This window comes from Chryseobacterium sp. R2ACT005, assembly GCF_049949215.1.
Taxonomy (GTDB): domain Bacteria; phylum Bacteroidota; class Bacteroidia; order Flavobacteriales; family Weeksellaceae; genus Chryseobacterium.
The window spans coordinates 1,047,439-1,064,683 of sequence record NZ_CP188192.1; the positions used below are offsets into that span (position 1 = coordinate 1,047,439).

General features: G+C 36.9%; 19 protein-coding genes. 5 read left to right on the forward strand and 14 right to left on the reverse strand.

The window, feature by feature from the left end; all coding sequences use genetic code 11:
• Nucleotides 1-6: 6 nt before the first annotated feature.
• Nucleotides 7-1,047 carry an efflux RND transporter periplasmic adaptor subunit gene (locus ACPF63_RS04815; RefSeq protein WP_426482184.1) on the reverse strand — a complete coding sequence of 347 codons (1,041 nt, stop codon included), beginning with the start codon at nucleotides 1,045-1,047 and terminating at the stop codon, nucleotides 7-9.
• An 862-nt stretch (nucleotides 1,048-1,909) separates the two neighbouring features.
• Between ACPF63_RS04815 and ACPF63_RS04820 the strand changes: the two genes are divergently transcribed.
• The 3 genes from ACPF63_RS04820 (at nucleotide 1,910) to ACPF63_RS04830 (ending at nucleotide 3,746) form a co-directional block, all read left to right on the forward strand.
• Nucleotides 1,910-2,161, forward strand: coding sequence for a hypothetical protein (locus ACPF63_RS04820; RefSeq protein ID WP_426482185.1), 252 nt, complete (start codon nucleotides 1,910-1,912; stop codon nucleotides 2,159-2,161).
• A gap of 26 nt (nucleotides 2,162-2,187) precedes the next feature.
• Entirely contained in the window at nucleotides 2,188-2,742 is a 555-nt protein-coding gene (locus ACPF63_RS04825; protein ID WP_426482186.1) for a TetR/AcrR family transcriptional regulator, read from the forward strand.
• A 98-nt stretch (nucleotides 2,743-2,840) separates the two neighbouring features.
• A complete protein-coding gene (locus ACPF63_RS04830) occupies nucleotides 2,841-3,746 on the forward strand; it encodes an AraC family transcriptional regulator (protein WP_426482187.1) in 906 nt (301 codons plus the stop codon).
• A gap of 335 nt (nucleotides 3,747-4,081) precedes the next feature.
• Here ACPF63_RS04830 and ACPF63_RS04835 read toward each other — a convergent pair whose 3' ends face one another.
• The 13 genes from ACPF63_RS04835 to ACPF63_RS04895 form a co-directional block, all read right to left on the reverse strand.
• Nucleotides 4,082-5,431, reverse strand: a complete 1,350-nt coding sequence (locus ACPF63_RS04835) for a Dyp-type peroxidase (RefSeq protein ID WP_426482188.1) — start codon at nucleotides 5,429-5,431, stop codon at nucleotides 4,082-4,084.
• A gap of 22 nt (nucleotides 5,432-5,453) precedes the next feature.
• On the reverse strand, nucleotides 5,454-6,575 hold the full coding sequence (locus ACPF63_RS04840) for a catalase family protein (protein ID WP_426482189.1): 1,122 nt from the start codon (nucleotides 6,573-6,575) through the stop codon (nucleotides 5,454-5,456).
• Nucleotides 6,576-6,592: 17 nt separating this feature from the next.
• Nucleotides 6,593-7,135 (reverse strand): hypothetical protein, encoded by a 543-nt coding sequence (locus ACPF63_RS04845; RefSeq protein WP_426482190.1) that lies wholly within the window; start codon nucleotides 7,133-7,135, stop codon nucleotides 6,593-6,595.
• 52 nt (nucleotides 7,136-7,187) lie between these two features.
• Complete coding sequence (locus ACPF63_RS04850) at nucleotides 7,188-7,520, reverse strand: hypothetical protein (RefSeq protein ID WP_426482191.1); 333 nt, start codon at nucleotides 7,518-7,520, stop codon at nucleotides 7,188-7,190.
• Nucleotides 7,521-7,607: 87 nt separating this feature from the next.
• Complete coding sequence (locus tag ACPF63_RS04855) at nucleotides 7,608-8,282, reverse strand: VOC family protein (RefSeq protein ID WP_426482192.1); 675 nt, start codon at nucleotides 8,280-8,282, stop codon at nucleotides 7,608-7,610.
• Nucleotides 8,270-8,683 (reverse strand): VOC family protein, encoded by a 414-nt coding sequence (locus tag ACPF63_RS04860; protein ID WP_426482193.1) that lies wholly within the window; start codon nucleotides 8,681-8,683, stop codon nucleotides 8,270-8,272. The genes ACPF63_RS04855 and ACPF63_RS04860 overlap by 13 nt, the downstream gene beginning before the upstream one ends.
• Nucleotides 8,673-9,629, reverse strand: coding sequence for a fumarylacetoacetate hydrolase family protein (locus tag ACPF63_RS04865; RefSeq protein WP_426482194.1), 957 nt, complete (start codon nucleotides 9,627-9,629; stop codon nucleotides 8,673-8,675). The genes ACPF63_RS04860 and ACPF63_RS04865 overlap by 11 nt, the downstream gene beginning before the upstream one ends.
• Before the next feature lie 6 nt (nucleotides 9,630-9,635).
• Nucleotides 9,636-11,543 carry an acyl-CoA synthetase gene (locus ACPF63_RS04870; RefSeq protein ID WP_426482195.1) on the reverse strand — a complete coding sequence of 636 codons (1,908 nt, stop codon included), beginning with the start codon at nucleotides 11,541-11,543 and terminating at the stop codon, nucleotides 9,636-9,638.
• The gene (locus tag ACPF63_RS04875; protein WP_426482196.1) at nucleotides 11,540-11,932 is read right to left on the reverse strand and encodes a hypothetical protein; all 393 of its coding nucleotides are present in this window, start codon (nucleotides 11,930-11,932) and stop codon (nucleotides 11,540-11,542) included. The genes ACPF63_RS04870 and ACPF63_RS04875 overlap by 4 nt, the downstream gene beginning before the upstream one ends.
• A complete protein-coding gene (locus ACPF63_RS04880; RefSeq protein ID WP_426482197.1) occupies nucleotides 11,896-13,383 on the reverse strand; it encodes an FAD-dependent monooxygenase in 1,488 nt (495 codons plus the stop codon). The genes ACPF63_RS04875 and ACPF63_RS04880 overlap by 37 nt, the downstream gene beginning before the upstream one ends.
• 86 nt (nucleotides 13,384-13,469) lie before the next feature.
• Nucleotides 13,470-14,036 carry a Crp/Fnr family transcriptional regulator gene (locus ACPF63_RS04885; RefSeq protein ID WP_426482198.1) on the reverse strand — a complete coding sequence of 189 codons (567 nt, stop codon included), beginning with the start codon at nucleotides 14,034-14,036 and terminating at the stop codon, nucleotides 13,470-13,472.
• Nucleotides 14,037-14,086: 50 nt separating this feature from the next.
• Nucleotides 14,087-14,596, reverse strand: coding sequence for a hypothetical protein (locus tag ACPF63_RS04890; RefSeq protein ID WP_426482199.1), 510 nt, complete (start codon nucleotides 14,594-14,596; stop codon nucleotides 14,087-14,089).
• A gap of 59 nt (nucleotides 14,597-14,655) precedes the next feature.
• Entirely contained in the window at nucleotides 14,656-14,979 is a 324-nt protein-coding gene (locus ACPF63_RS04895) for a 4-fold beta flower protein (RefSeq protein WP_426482200.1), read from the reverse strand.
• 397 nt (nucleotides 14,980-15,376) lie between these two features.
• Here ACPF63_RS04895 and ACPF63_RS04900 point away from each other — a divergent pair, with 397 nt between their 5' ends.
• Both ACPF63_RS04900 and ACPF63_RS04905 read left to right on the forward strand, forming a co-directional pair.
• The gene (locus tag ACPF63_RS04900; RefSeq protein WP_426482201.1) at nucleotides 15,377-15,742 is read left to right on the forward strand and encodes a hypothetical protein; all 366 of its coding nucleotides are present in this window, start codon (nucleotides 15,377-15,379) and stop codon (nucleotides 15,740-15,742) included.
• 391 nt (nucleotides 15,743-16,133) lie between these two features.
• The gene (locus ACPF63_RS04905) at nucleotides 16,134-17,177 is read left to right on the forward strand and encodes a hypothetical protein (protein WP_426482202.1); all 1,044 of its coding nucleotides are present in this window, start codon (nucleotides 16,134-16,136) and stop codon (nucleotides 17,175-17,177) included.
• Nucleotides 17,178-17,245 lie beyond the last annotated feature (68 nt).

The following is a 17,245-nucleotide window of genomic DNA, read 5'->3' on the forward strand; positions in this document are numbered from 1 at the left end:
TTTGAATTAAAATTTAACAGGCTGACCATCTTCCAGGCGTGTCTGCCCAGAAATAATTACCTGATCATCCGGAACCAGCCCACTTTTGATAACTACATCGCTGGCGCCTGCCATATTCTGCATTTCTATTCTCTTTTTAAATGCTATAGTCTTATTTTTAGCAGATTTTACAGTATACACATAGCTCGAACCATTAGGGTCTTTGAGGACTGCCTGAGCAGGAAGAATAATGACATCCTTACTTTTACCGGTATTGATGTTAATATCCGTAATCATCCCCGGCAGTATCTGACCTCCTGGATTGTCTAGACGTATCTTTACCGTATAAGTTCTGGAATTGTCATCCGCCTGAGGATTGATGATGGTAATATTTCCATCAATCGTACGATTAAGACTTGGGATAGAAATCTCAGCAGGAGTTCCTATTTTCAGTGAACTGATCTCATTCTCCGTGATAGATGCAACTGCATACACCTTATCTGTTTTCACAATAGTAAATGCCGGAACTCCAGGTGCTGCTGTAGCACCGGCTTCGGTAAGCTTTTGGGAAACGATCCCTGAAAAAGAAGCATAAAGCCTGGTATCTTTCAAATTTTTCATGGCAATATCTCTATTGGCTTTAGATTGTGCCAGCGCTACCTTTGCAGCGATATAATCTCTTTCCGGTAAACTTTTTTTAAGATACAACTGGTTGAGACGGTTGAAATTGTCCTGGGCCTGATCCATTCCTGCGCCGGCAACAGCCAAGGCATTCTGATAAGTACTGGTTTCTATGGTTGCTAAAGGCTGACCTTTAGATACGCGCTGACCCTCCTGAACATATACTGCGGTAACACGACCGGAAACTCCAAAACCAATGTTCACACTGTTGTCTGCCAGAATATTTCCACTGTAAGAAAATGTTTCAGGCTGGGAAACCATTTCTATTTTTTGCACGGCAACCTTTATAGGCTCAACTTTGACTGTAGGTTGCTCTTTTCCGCCACATGCTGAAAGCAGCAACAGACTTCCTAATAAAAAAAGACTTTTCTTTTTTTTGATTATCATAAAATAAATTTTTACCGTTAAAAGGAATCCAATCAGAAATTGGTTCACCATGCAAATTTGAGGTAAGGAAATACATGATAAAAGGTCTGTTTTTGGCTGATATTGGTCTAAAACGAAACTATAATTTTCCAGAAGATAATAGCTTAATATGAATAGCTATTCCGAGCCTATTAAAACAAACCATGACCTTTGCAATGCAATGATTTTGAATGATACTGAGATCATTTATTTTCTTTTAAAGAATTTTCTTACCGACTATTTGAAAACAGATTGCACAAAAGATGCTCCTTTGAAAATAATGAGCATTCCAAAAAAACAGCTCTTATATAAGTGGAATTCTAAAAATATTTAGATATGATTATTTGTTCAGATTTTGACCAGTTTACACCGAATTTAGACCTTTTTTATTAACATTTTACTGCAGAAATTTGTATTATCAACCAATATGAAAGAAAATTATTGAAGCGCCGGACCATATCTGTAACCGGTGAGCTGATTGGTAAAAAACAAGCCTGGTACTGATTACAAATATTGATTGCTGGAGTGAATGAGATTTCAACATTGAAAACTCAAAATGTATTGAAGCGAAGGTCGGGAAACTAAGCTTATTTATAGTTAACACCGTAATTTTCTTACAACGAGAGGTGTTGATGAGGAATTGATACCTTATGACAACTTCATATTCTGAATCCGTCTTGCCAGATCCAAACTGTACAGAAAATAAGTAATGGAAGATACAAAGGTGAGATTGAAAATAACCATTATTACTTCTGTTTCTGGGTTTTGGCTAAGCTATGGAATTAGTTGGTGGTAAATACTCCCAAAGATCTTACCATAATCGTTGAACACATAAAAAATAGAAATGAAAAACAATGTGCTTTTTAAAACAAAATTCAAAAAAATTATAGATGCTTTCTGGCTTAGGGAAGATATCCTGGAAACAATTCCCAACTGCCAGTGCGAATATCTCGACAACAATTTCAGACTATTGAGTGTATCTTCTGAAACTTTATTTTCAGAAAATGAACTTAAACCTGTTTTTGAATTGTATAAAACGGAATTCTCTATTGTGGAAAGAAATATCTCAGGAGGCAGGTTGCATATCATATCCTGATAATGAATAATCCACCAACAAAAATCTTGAATACTGAAGAAAAAATAAAGGAAATTGCTAAATATGTGCTTTTCGTGGAAGGCAGGTTCTATGCCACAACACAGCAGATCGCACAAAGCGCAGGTATGGACAGAACGGCAATACATTATTATTTCCGTACAAAAGTCAACCTTGTTAACATCATCATTGGTGAAGTGATCAATGAATTTCCAGCTCCCGCTTGGAATGATATTAAGGAGCTCTCACTGAAGGAGAAACTGAAAAGATATATTGATTTCAATACTGAAAAAAGCAAAAAATATCCTTACCTGGATGTTTATATTATCACCCAGAATGAGTGTTCAGGATTCGGGGAGAAATTATTTTTCCCGTTGACGGAAATGATACCTGAGATCTCAGCTTGTATCCGTGAAGAAAGGACAAGCTACAACAATCCCTTATTGTTTCTAGTCGATCTTGTTTCCATGGTTTCAGGTTTTCATATCTCTGCCGATTTCTTTAGGAAAAGATCAGATATTGTATTATCGTCATCTTTCTACCATCAAAGAGCTGAAAGTATTATAAATTTATTTTTAAAATAAATATCAAATTTGAAAATCAGCCGTATGATGAATTTTCGAATATATAGCATGATCCAGCGGCTTATTTATTAACTTTACTAACGTTCATATTAAAAGCTATGACTCATAAAGATATTGTTTTTCATAATCTACACGATCTGTTTAAAATGATCGACAAAAACGGTGATAATCAAAAAAACAACAATGATTTTTTCATCATCCGGGAATCTCATGACCTGGACGAAAATTCTTACAAATATCCTTTCAGAACAGACAATGGCGTAATTATGCTGGTTACAGAAGGGGAAGGTAAAATACAGATTAATCTTGAAGAAATAAGCGTTAAAAAAGATGATATTGTTATTTTTACCCCAAATTCAATTATTTATCCAGCCCACAAGGATTCTTACATCAAGGCAAGGGGGATTGTCTTCAACGATTCTTTTGTTCAAAAAAATATCCGCCACATGCATTACATCAATGAGATCATCTTCTTTTCCGAAAGAAATACTCCGATTTTACATCCCGGCCTTAATGAAAGGGAAACCATAAGGTTCCTGCTTGATAAGATCAGTCTGGCTGATGAGCAGGAAAATTATTATTCGAAAGACATCATTAATCATTATTTTAATGCGCTGCTCCTTGAGCTGATGGTATTATACCGCTACAATGACACCAGGACCATTGATTCTAAAACATCAAGAAAGAAGGATCTTATCAATCAGTTTCTTATTCTGCTTTCCGAGCATTCAAAAAAAGAGAGAGCTGTTGAGTTTTATGCTGAGAAGCTATTTGTAAGCCCAAGCTATCTGACACGAATCGTAAAAGAAGCCTCTGGTGAATCTACCCGTACAGTTATTACCAATTCTGTCATTATTGATGCTCGTGATCTGCTATTGAATTCTAATCTTTCCATTACACAGATTGCAGAAGAGCTTAATTTCAGTGATCAGTCTTTTTTTGGTAAATTCTTTAAAAAGAAAATGAAAATGTCTCCTAAAATGTTCAGGTCAAAAATGAAGTGAGAACCGAATATAAAAATACAGAAGACAACCTATTTACAAGAACAAAGTTTAGTAGAGAGAAAATTAAAAGAAGTAGGACTAACTATTTCTTAAGCTGGAAAGTTATTTGTAGGAAGGATCTTGACGCTTGATGATTACAATGAATTTTACCGGGATAACCGCTAAAGAAAACATTATTTAAAATTGATTCTAATAAAACCATAGAGTGCTTTGAAGTGTTTACCTTGTAGCTATACAACGCACTAAATCGTCTTTTCTTGGATGGATAATTTAAATAATAACTTTTTGGATTTTTTTAAACCTCCGAATTGAAATTAATTTTAACCTTACAGCATCTATAACTCGCTCATCCATTTTATAGCATTTATGCCCGGCATAAATAAATACATGCCCCCTTTTAATGTATTGAATGTCGGCATTCCAATAAAGCGTTTTGGTAAAGGATCGCTGGGCATTGTAAAAGTCCCTTTACCTTCATTCAAGCCAATAATAGGATCTTTCTCATTTTTGAGGCTCATAAAGTTACCGTTATTAACCCATTCTCTTTGTAAAAATTCGAGTGTTTCCATTGCTTTTGCGCTGAATGCTATAAAATAAAGTCCTCGCTCTTTACCATCATCTTTAGTGCTCCCATTAGACAGTGCAGGCCCATAACCGACGCCTTTGCGTATAATGCGGTGCAGGTTTACATCCGACATTACCGCCATTTTACTGTTACGTGGATTCATACGGCGCATGTGGCTTGAGTAAGGTACTAACTTACCACTTTGATCATTGCTGAAATCAAAATCATTATTTTTTGTAGCATCTGCCCCTAATGCGGCATTGTCTTTAAATGGACAGATATTTAATGGGGCACCACTCCGCCATCTGCCTATCATTTTAGCGGCTAACAATTCCTGCTCGTCTTTTGATTTTGCCTGTTCGCTGAGGTATTTATTGAATGCAGCGACATGACTGTGATATTTTCTAAAAATGACAAAGGTACCATTCCTGGCAAATTCAGGTGGGTGTGGCATAGGATAATGATTACCAGCTTCGTTGGTGTATCCTAATATAAATTCACCTGCCTTTATGGGCCGTTCTTTTGAATTTAACTGTTCTGCACCACTGCCTTCAATTTCCGGGTTACTGATACCATCACGAAAACCAAAATGGTTAAAATTGCCTTCTATAGGGGTATCAAAATCTGCCTGAAAACACAATCTAACACCTTGGTGCTTTTCCAATATTTGAAGGGCAAGTGCTTTTTTGGAGTTCAGATCATCTCTATTTTTTGCAACGATGGAAACGGCAATATGGTTATTGGTTGCTTTAAAAACAGAATCCCATTTTTCGGGGGCATTCTCATTAATATCCATTAGTTTTGCGCTATAGGCTGCCATTCCTTTTTTTAAGGCTTCCGGAAAGCTTTCAATAGTAAACTGCAGAAGTCCAAGCTTCTTTAATCCCTCATAGGTAAAAGCAATGGCAAGCCATGCGTCATCATTATCCCACCAATTTTTTGCATTGGTAACATAAGGTATTATTTCTTTCAAAAATGCTTTGGCGGAAGCAGTATCCAGAATTTCCAAAAAAACATTTACCCCGTGATAAGGCAGAGGTCTCTCACGCAATATAATGGCTTGAATATCTTGCAGGTCTATTTTTTCGACAGTGCGTTTAAATAAATTTTTTAAGAACATAAGACTATTAAAATTTGAAATGTTAACCAAAAAGTTCTTTCAGCGTTCGGGGTTCTTTCCGTTCCTTCCCGTTAAGCCGATGCCTTGTTTCTGACGAAATTTGATAGGCCTTCAATCTTGCCATTTGAAGGTCACCCATTGGGCGGTTGGCTTCCAAACAGCGAAAGGGAGTGAAGGAAAGATGTTCCATTATTTCAAAATTTCCGTCATCATCAACTTCCTGTCGGGGAATATACAATTCTGCCACCGTTTGAAAGGGGGACAATTCCTGGGACCATTCCACAATAAGGTCATTTATAGGCATTTTTGTAAGATCTTTGCAAAGTTGTACCTGAAATTTAAATTTAAAGTCCTGCTTACGAATCATTTCTAAAATAGATTTTCGATAGGCCTCGTCGTCCTTATTAACATCTACATCGATCTGATTTACCTTCTTTACCGACTCCTCACAGGGACTTACTCTCAGCTTTGCTATATATTTGCCATGTCGTACCGCTCCCATGCTATAAAAATTGTACAACAATGTATTTTGGGGCTTAATGTCCTGGAAAGACAGTAATGCCTTCAATTCCTTGAGTGTGTTTCTGCTTGGAAATGCTTTGCCCATTTCGGTTGTCCACAGATAAGCCAATTCAATTTTTCCCCAAGCACCTTTGCCAAAGTATTCGTGTAATCTGTGAAACAGTTTGTCTATAAACATATAGTCGTGGGAAGAGTTGCAAAAGAAGATGGGATGATTAATGAGGTTAAAGTCCACATTGGTTGAATCCTCTTCACCGGGTGCTAATTTTTTACCGGGTATATCCAAAACTTTTATAGCCAAGCCTTGTGCATTACCACTAAACCTATCCATTGAAGCACGGGCTGCACCATTTGAAAATCGAACAACAGCTTCGTGTTTGCCAGGATTGGCATAAATTCCCTGTGTCAATTCGTCTGGCAGATTATCAAGAATAGTAAACTCTGCTTTCAGCGCTGCATATCCTTTTGTGTGGGCATCTCTTGTATGATAGCTGGTATTGCTTACCGAAGGAGACCTTTCTACAAACGCCTTCACATCCGCATTAATGGCCGCTGTATGCTGCTCAAAATCTTTTGGCAGCTCTTCGGCCTCTTCCGAAAACAAAATATATTCTGATTTCATTGCATTTTTTTTGAAACTTATAATTCCAACAGTTTATTCAGGCCGTTACCAATTTTTTCTAATCTTGTAATATCGGCAACGGTAAGGTTGGGGTGGCTTACAAACCAGCCAGAAGCCGTAATTTGTTTGCTGAGTATAAATTCTTTTACTGTGGGCGATTTTATGCCAGGCCATCCTTCAATATTTCCAAATAGCAAATCCATCATCTCCGGTATTTTGGTGGCAAAGTCATTGATGTAGGTATCCCAATCGCCATCATAGCAGGTGCAGAAAAGCAGCTTGGTGTCGTTTTCCAAAAAAACAAAACGCATATCGTGCAGTGTACCCACTTCTTTTGCACCGGCAAGATTGCCTTTCAATGTTTCAAAAATAATTCTAAGGTTCCTTGCTCCTTCTGGTTTTAAGTCTGTGATAATCGTAAGTTCCGAAAGGTTGCCACTGCGCAGACCCGCATCGGCATCGGTAATTACATCGTGCATTTTTCCTGAAGGTTTGCCAAGGGTGGCTAAATACAATTTTAGCTTTAATGCTGCATCTTGTGAAAGTTGTTTAATATTCATGATACTTTGATTTAGAAATTAAATGAATTGAATTAAAATAAATAATTTGTGTTTACTGCTTTACCCAATACATGGTTTTTGAAAAAATACCTTTATGTGCTACAATTTTCAGCTTTTTCCCCTCCAGGTAAATTTCACAGTTTCCTTTCTGCCCTGTCTCATGATTTTCTACATTGCCTTTCCATTCATTTTTTTCAAGGTGTACATTATAGAGTGCGGGACGGCCTTTAGGATCCACACCGGAGAATTTTCCTTTATTATTGGAAATGGTGATAACAATGCCATCTTCAGTTTTCCATTTTCCTGTAAAATCATCTTTTGCAGTTTGGGCAAAAGCAAGGGCAGCAAAAAACATGGAGAATACTAATACAATAAGTTTTTTCATTTTCTCATTTTAATTGATAATGCAAAGATGAATCTTTATTTCCTATGTCTTTTTTAGATATCTAAAAAAAACACTTTTACCTGAAAATTATTTTTTATTTTTATAATTCTTAATCGTGTCCATCGTTCCGCAGAACTCTACATTGTTCCAATCAGGATCATAGAAATAAACAGCAGTATTACCACCTGTTTCACCATCTCCCATGGGTGGTTTATCATTATGAGTGACAGTTCCGTAATTAGGTATATATCCTTTTGTCCTTCCTTGTTTCTCAAAATTTGACACATCTTCAAAGCGGTTTCCACTTACTTCAAATGCAAAATGAAAAAAGCTCATTCCCGAAGGAATTGTAATTTCCCCTTGCTCGTTCCGTTCCTCAATGAGTACCAAACATTCTTCATGTTCATCAGCACTCATATAACAACATCGGATGGTATATCCTTTTTTGAATGGATGCGGTTCTGTTTCGGTTATCCGGCTTGTGCTTAATCCCACAAGATCGCTGTACCATTTCCGGCTATCATCGATACTTTGCACATATATTGAAAGCTGGTCTAAATGTGAAATCAATGACGGTTTAAACACTCCATAATCGGCGGTTTTATTGGAAAACCGTTTGCCGGTAATAGTGCCCGGTAACAGCACTAATTCTCTTGCCCATTTTTTACGTAGCAGAAACGCAATCTTTTGCTTAAATGGCGAAATAACATTTGGCGGTATGTATGCATTTTGTCTCATCTTCTTTACATTTAAGGTTTCCATAAAATTTCTATCCAATGCTTGTCAGGATCCTGAAAACAGAACGCTTGCCAATCGGGCTGCATTTGTGCTGATTTCAACATTCTGCCTTGTCGCAACGGAATGCTCATGGCTTCGGCCCGTTGCTGTATTTTTTCAAAGCCGTTTTTATCACGCACCACCATTGAATAGTGCAACATAGAGTGATTATCCATTTTTAGTTTGTGGTGCTTAACCATGCAAATATCGTGGTGGTAAAAACCGAAACTGAAAAAGTGCATTTCCTGTTTTGATATTTTCATTGCAGCACTGCTGTCAGGATGATTAAGTGCTGAAAACTGCAGGTCGAATAACCGAATGTAGAAATCTTTTGAACGTTTCAAATCTTCTACATAAAAAACGTGGTGTTGTAATTTAGAAATCATAAGAAATTATTTTGTTGAGTTGCGTACCTAAATCAATTTTCCCGTCGGCTGAATAAATCTTTGTTTTTACGATGTCATTGTCTTGCAGATAATCAGCTTTCTTTTTACGAAGTGCATTTACTTTTTTCTCATTACTCAGCAACCACGTCGCAACACCCTGCAGAAACTTGCCTGGTGCCTTTATCACAACTCCGCCCGGTGTGCCTGTCAAAAGCACGTCGCCTGCAGACAAGTCCTGAAATTCTGAAATCTCAGTAAGTGTTTCGGCAGGTTTGAAAATAAGTTGTGCAGTATTGGCTTCCTGCCGAAGCTGGTCGTTTACCCAAAGCTGAATGGTAAGATTGTTCAGGTAATTGAAATCGTCTTTGTCCAGCAGATAAAAAACAGGTCCTAAAGGCAATAAGGTTCGGCAACTTTTACCTTTATACCACTGTGCATAATCGTCTTTATATTGAAGGTCTCTTGCTGAAAAATCGTTAGCCAGCACAAGGCCCGCAATGTACTCATGTAAGTTGGCTTCGGTGATTTTTACAGGCTGAGTAATGCCTTTTCTGATGATTAAACCTAACTCCACTTCATAATCCAAACATTGGCAGTCTTTGGGCCGGATCACAGGGCTGAAAGCACCGGTAATGGAACTTGAATCTTTTGTAAATAGTACATTTCCGCTGGATTTGTCACTCAAACCTGATTCTTTGCGGTGCGAAGCATAATTTACGCCTTGGCAAAGGACTCGTAAAGGACTCGAAACCGGTGCAAGGATTTCTACTTGTTGAAAATCAAACGTTTCCTTTTCCAAATTTTCGTCAATCAGATAAGTATTTGGCGCCGTTATGATTGCCACCAAATTAGGAGGTTGGAGAGCAAGTTGCGAAATTTTTTCGCCAGATAGAATACCCCACATAGTGTTGCCATTTTTTTTGTATTTTACGATTGATATTCCCATAATAATTTACTTTAATTGATATTTAATAGTATAATTTCCTAAGGCTTCCTTTACCTTTTCGGCAATAATATCAGGATCTTTCCCCGTTGTGATAATGTGTGCCACCATACCCCATTGAGGAGTCTGGTCTACGTTGATTTCAAAGTGTTCGATTTCGTTGATAGATATCAATTCGTTACTGAACACCCTTTTTATTTCAATTTGTGTAAGCCCGGGCTTGAAAATTTTACCTACTGCGGTAAGCGGAATGGCTTCTACAATAAAAATTTCTTTTGGTATTGCTGCTTTTTCGGTAATGTTTTCCTGTACAAAAGTTTTCAGTTCTTCTGCTAAAACTTGCTGATTGGGTTTGAGTTGCACAAAGGCAACAGGCATTTCGCCAACCCGCTTATCGGGACTGCCGATAGCAGCTACCATCGCAACAGCCGGATGTTGTGACAATGGTTCTTCAATGGCTTTTGGGTCAATGTTGTGTCCGCCACGAATGATTAGCTCTTTTTTACGGCCTGTTATCCAAAAATAGCCATCTGTGTCTTGTTTGCCTGTATCACCTGTGTTATACCACACCTCTTTTCCGTCATTTACCCATATATTTTCGTTGTGTTGAGCTTCTTTGTAACCGGGGAAAATGTTGATGCCTTTGCAAACAATGATCCCGATTTCTCCTGTTTCGGCATCACGGATATATTGCCCTGTTTTTTCCTCCAAAACCACAATTTTCATTTGGTGATGTGGCAACGCCAGACCAATGGACCCTACTTTGCGCTTGCCAAAAGCAGGATTGGCAGAATTAACGCAGGCACCTTCTGTGAACCCGTAGCCTTCTATGATCTTTACACCGGTGCTTGCTTCAAAATCGTTGAACAATTTAACCGGCAAAGGAGCCGCACCGCACAAAGCATACTCCAGACTGCGAATATTTTCCTTCTGCATTGGTGTCTCCAGTATCATCTGCAAGACGGTAGGCACGGAACTGAAAAAGGAAATTTTGTAATGCTCTACAATTTTCCAAAAGTTTCTGATAACGCCTTCGCCCCGATAGCCTGACGGTGTTGCCATCAAAATACAGCCACCACTTAAAAGCGGTGCGATACCCGTAACAATAACGCCATTAACGTGAAACCAGGGCAAACCACAAAGAAGTGTTTTGTAGCCGGTTAAATCGGCCCAATTCATAAGCGACCATGCATTGGCAATCTCGTTGCGGTGGGTATGCTGTGCTATTTTCGGTTTACCTGTTGTGCCACCTGTATGAAAGTAAGAAGCAATATTATCGGGCGAAATAGTACGCTGAAAAGAAAGATGATCTTCCGGATATTGGCTTACCGTTTTGTGAAAATCCAAAAGCCGTATGTTGTGTGATGTTTTGGGCTTTTTGACTGTGAGCTGTACAACTATTTTTGGAATGAAATCAAGGTATTGGGCAAGGTTTACGGTGATAACTGTCTGCAAAGTGGGAATATCGGCAAAAATACCCGATACTTTTCCCCAAATATCGGTTTTAGGGAATGGTGACAGCGTAACCAAAACTTTTGTGCCTGCTGCATTCATAATCTCCGCCATTTGCGAGGGTTGCAACAACGGATTTATAGCGTTCACAATGCCTACGGTTTCTGCACCGAAAAGTGTAAAAACGGTTTCGGGAGAATTAGGTAAAATGTAGGAAACAACATCGGTATCTCTAATGCCTAAATCATGTAACATATTGGCTGTGGCATTAATTTTTTTGAATAACTCTTTGTATGTCCACTCTGCCGAATGTTTGAACTTAGTGCCTTGCAGGAAAAATTTTAATGCGACGCGATTTGGATATTTCGTGGCACTTCGGGCAACCGCTTCATAAGTGCTGTCTGGCAAATCAGGCAATGGCTTCTGCTCAAATTCCTGAACATCTTTTCTGTTTGCTATATTCATATTTTATTAATCTGTTTAATTACTGATAAGCTGACTAATGCAACCAATAAAACCGTGGACAAAACCGCTAATATATAGTTCTGCCAGGTTTCTTTTATTTTGATTAATGTATAAAAGATACCTATCATAATAAGCAACAAACCAATAGCCGACCACAAGGCATATTGCGTAAATAAACCTGCTGTAAACGTGGCCTGCAAAACAGCAACTACATACATAGATGTCGTGCTGTAACCTGCCTTTTGAAAAGTGAACTTTGATTTGCCCACCAACTTGCTGATAATTGCCAAACCAAAAATGAAAGCAATGCTGTATATGATTGAAGTTATCATACCTTTTTTATTGGTGTTGATTATATATTTTTCGTTTTTAGTTGAAATTCCCTGCACAGTTTTTCAGCATTGTCACCTGATGAGAACACATACAGATCGGGGCGGACAATGAAATAATATGCTTTTCTTTCTGCCCATTTCCGTAACTCTTCAGTATAAGGTTCGTTGTCAAATACTATATATTTCAATTTTATTTTTTCGCAAAGGCCAGCAATATGTGGCTCTCTGCTTTTACCGATTGCTACCAATGTCCATTCATTCGCTAAAAGTATATCGGAATAACTGTTTTGGTTAATTTTTACTTGCGGAAACAGATAACGCTTCGCCTTTCCTGTGCCCCAGAAACCCTTTCCCAGCGGATTTTTTGGCAGATGAAAATTTAGCAGCCACCCATTGATCAATGGAATCTTTGACAGCACTTTCAACACCATCCAAAGCCGTGTAGTAAAAATCCAGCCTACCAAAATTGCCAATCGGATATGAAACTTTACATGCGGATGCCTTTCGGTCTGATAATTTTTGAGGATAATATCAGACCACTGCTTTTGAAGAACAGCATCTAATTTCCAGGTGAGGTTGATTACATCCCTGAAACCTGCTGCCATTCCTTGCCCGGTATAAGGTGGTGTGGTATGTGCAGCATCGCCTGCCAAAATGATATTTCCGCGCTGCCACTCGTTTGCTACAACACTTTTCACAGAATATAATACGCCATGCTGAATTTGCAAATTGTTGGTTTCTACACCTATTTCATTCAAAAGTTGTTTGATTTTTTCTGGTTTTTGAATTTCTTCTTTGCTCAGACCATTTGTATAATTTAATTCCCAACGTTTGTGATTGCCTACACCATTCATCCTTACCCAAGGTTTCCTATGACTGCATATTTTTTGAACAGTGTTATATTGATCCAGCGTAGAATCCAATTCCAATGCATCTATTTTCAAAATGTCTTTATCAAATCTTAAATTTTCCAGGCCAATGCCTAATTTGTTTCGGGTGAAACTGTTGGCACCATCGCAGGCGATCATGTATTTTGCATCTGCAAGTCTTTCGGTATTTGAAAAAACGGTTATCTCTTCATTGCTTTGTTCAAAATCAGTAATGTCCTCATAAATAAGATTTACATTGGGAAATCGTTTGCAACCATTCCTTAAAATAGTTTCCAGTTCGGGTTGCAGAAATAAAAAATGATCAGAAGAAAAGCCTCCCGGGAAAACACTTTTAGCGCGAAACAGTACATTGAATTTTTCATCAACAAGCTCTAATCCGTTTGCAGGTTTCAATTTTGGCAGCAATTCATCCAGTAAACCAACAGACTGTACTATGCGTACAATTTCTTCATCCATATGAATAGCTCTCGGAAAACTAAACGCTTTTTCAAACCTGTCAACACCTAAAACCCGGTATCCACGCGAACCTAATGTGTTGCAGGTAAGCAACCCAACGGGACCTAACCCGCATACTATAATATCATATGCTTTGTGATTGTCTATTTTATTTTCTTGCATTACCTTGCTTTTTATACAGCAAAGTTCAGCAACATTTTTGGGCGAACTTTTTCGATATCTAAAAAAATGACGAAGTCTTAAAAAAACTATTTTGACTTTTCGCCCCTGATTACGCTTAATGTGGATTGGGTAATACCCAGATAGGATGCAATATGCCCAAGTGATGAACGGAGAAGAATATTGGGATGCCTTTTAATTAATAGTTGGTAACGCTCTTGCGCAGATTGAAACTGGATAGAATAAAGCTGTTCTGCAAGCCGTTTAATGGTACCAACCAGAACATATCTGGAAAACCGTTGCAGTGCAGTGTCTGTATCCATAATTTTTTCGACTTTCATAAAGTCTGCCGTTCTGATGATACCATTTTCCAACATTTCAAGATAATATGGATATGGTTGATTTAGAAATATGTTTTCAATAGGAGCATAAAATTTAGTTTCATCAAAGAAATCGTGGGTAATATCCTTACCGTCTTTAAGGTAATATAAACGCATCATGCCTTTTTCAACGTAAAATATTTTTTTTGATTGTTTACCTTCACTTAATAGCTGATACCCTTTTGGTAATTCTATATATTCAAAGACCTCATCAACAATATGTGCTTTTTCGGTTGACAAGCCTGCCATTCTTTGTAAGTATTCCAGTAATTCCATAATAAAAATTTTATTTATAAAAACCAAAGATTTTCTCCTATTAAAATCAGCTAATTTATCATGCTGAAAGTAGGGATAAATTTTAGTAACCATTTCAGGATAGTTGATTGTAACGGGCAAATTCTGCTGTTTGGTTCTTTCCAATATATACGGCTGAACTTGATACCTAGTTTAATTAAATTCATATCCTTTAATCCAGGTTGTTTACCTTCACAAAGTTTTTGAAAGTATTTTCTTCTATCATCCTCAATTGGATAGCAATGTTTTACATAAAAGGAATATTCTTTTAGTGAATTTTCTTTAGGATAGACACTTTCACTATTTAGCCATTTCTGTATATGGATTCGCGCCTGAGCAGAATTCCTATCAATGATTTCAAAAAGTTTGGAGTTTGATTTTGTTTCGTAGATATTCGTTTTCCACTCCCAAATACATTCTCCAGCAGAAGGTATACCTGATGTTACGGAGGCCCCAGCGCCCAATAGGAATGTGAAGGCATCGTTTTTGCTAATTTCTACTGATCTTAAAAATTGATCAAACTCAAGCGTTAAGTTGTCCATTTAATTTTTTTTGTACTGTTGTATTTATACTATTATGAGTCTCCATTTACAAATTGCTCTCAAGTTAGAGAGGACCATCCGCCTACAGGAGTAAAAGGTTGGAAAGGTCTAAAGGGAATAAAAGGAGTAAAGGGAGTATAAGGTCTGTATGGTGGAGAAGTATTTGAAATAGGTGTATCAGGATTCCAAAATAATGTTTTACCAGTGTAATCTCTGATGTTATTACCATAAAGATGTCCGCACCAATTTTTCTTATTTACATTCCATACGCTTGAATCACTGGCTACAAATGCAACCCAGTTCATAGCTGTATCAAATATGTTTTTTTTATCCTCACTCAACCATCCAACTAGGTCAGTGTCCTTATTAAACAATGGTGTCATTATGTAAAGTTGTTATTAGTGCTGAAAAAATAGTAAAGTGTTTCAATTTATGCAATAAATAATTCAAATTTAATTATATAACAAACAAAAAAATAAAAGGAAACCGTAATTTTATATTTTCTTCGAACTTCAAGAGATCAGAAATACGTTTCAGTTTAAAAAAGATAAAGTTAAATTAGGACCATCAGATGAGGGTTCTCCAATAGCTGAAAAATAAATTGATATAATTTCGATTTTGCCAGATATTTGGATTGAGGAAGGTAAAGACTATAAATTGAAAATGATTAGTAAAAATGAAAAAAAGGTACTTATCAACCTTTATATTATTAAATTAACTATTTTTCCAGAAATAGTGGTTTAAAATATTCTGTAAATTAGCTATTATAAAACCATGTTTATGAAATATGATATTCCAGGAGGCCAAGCTGAAACATTACCCAATAAGTTGGGGCTGATAAAACCTGAAGAAATAGCCATTTCAGAATTTGAAGGATTTTTGGAAGCCGAAATTTTGCTTACAGAAAGCCTTACAGCTAAAACTAAATTTAATACCAAATATATTTTAAAAATACATAAGTTAGCATTGGCTCACTTATATACTTTTGCGGGAAAATATCGCAATGTAAACCTTTCAAAAGGAGGTTTTATGTTCTCATCCGCATTACATCTTCCGCAATCAATGAAAGAATTTGAAGATGAAATACTTTTGCATTTACCCATCACATATTCAGAAGAAAAAAAATTACTCAAGAGTAATCCTTAACTCATAAAACTGATTTAAATTGTTATCTCCAGTAAGGTTTATTAAATTGGCAATATTAAGACTTAACTGATAAAAGGCAGGCTGAATTTCATTTAGTTAGATTAAATTTGAGAAAGAAAAGAACCCCATCACCAAGGAAGAAGTGATGTACGACAGTTCAGTGTACACACCCTACATAAACAAAACCATTGATTTTTACTGATCCTATTGAATATTAAAATGATAAGAATTGATACGTATTAACTACGTATCACTCTTTAATTACAGTTTTTCAATCACTGTAACACTTTAATTTTAAACATCTTACATGTTTAATCAATTTTACGTATCTATTTATTTTCTCTAATTCTCTTTCCATTGTTTCTTTGCATTTATTATTTAACCGAAGAAAATGAAAAAATTATTATTACCTATGACTACTGTTCTCTTCAGCACTATAGTATACGGACAAGTGGGAATAAATACTCCCAAGCCTCAAGGAAGCCTTCATGTTGATGGAGCAAAGAACAATCCTACAACAGGAGCACCCAATTTAGCACAGCAACAGGATGACTTTACAGTAATGCCTTCAGGAAATGTTGGAATTGGAACTACGGCTCCCAGAGAAAAGCTTGATGTAGGAGGAAATAGCATATTTTCAGCCACAGATTCTCCAGTAAAGGTGACTTTAGAAAATACGGGGGGATCGAACTTAAGTAATGGTGCTGAGTTAGGTAGAATTGTCTTTAATGGCAAAATAGCAGGAGCTAATCGTCCTCTAGCAGGAATTAAAGCAAATTACTGGGGAAATGGCTTTTCAAATTTATCTTCATTAACTCTGTCAACCAGTGATAGGCCAGCCGTTTTGATTAATGAATCTGGAGATGTTGGAATAGGGAGAGTAGATACAAATTTTGCAATCTCTCCTACACAGAAGCTTGATGTAGATGGAAATGTAAGATTTAGAAACGTTCCCAATTCCAATTCCATTACTTCTACAGAAAGGATTATGCTGTTGGAAGCTGATGGTACAGCAAAAAAAGTGCCTATAGAAACTATCCAGCAATCACTTTCCAAAATGTACTATAAATATTATGTATTTACCAAAAATAATGGAGATGACTGGATTTCAAACTTTGATACAAAAATCCCAGAGAATAAATATACAGCATTAATTACAGGTTTCGATACAAATTTAATCGGTCCTGGTGCGGGATTCAAGAATAACGATGGTTCAACTTTTGACTTCCAAATTGCTAATATAATTGCATTTACTGAGGGAGGGACATGGAGGTTGAAAATAGATGTTCCCAATGCTAAAAATAACACCACATCAATGGCATGGGGAATTAAATTGCTGATTATTTCAAACGAACAGATAACCAATTTGGAGCAATCAACATTTGATTTAGGAAGTCAGAATACTAGCTCTGCTCTAGTTTCTCCTGTTCCCTAACTAAATGAGCTGGAGAAAATGGAGTGATTTTATAATAAATAATTATGGTGATGATATACTTTAATTTA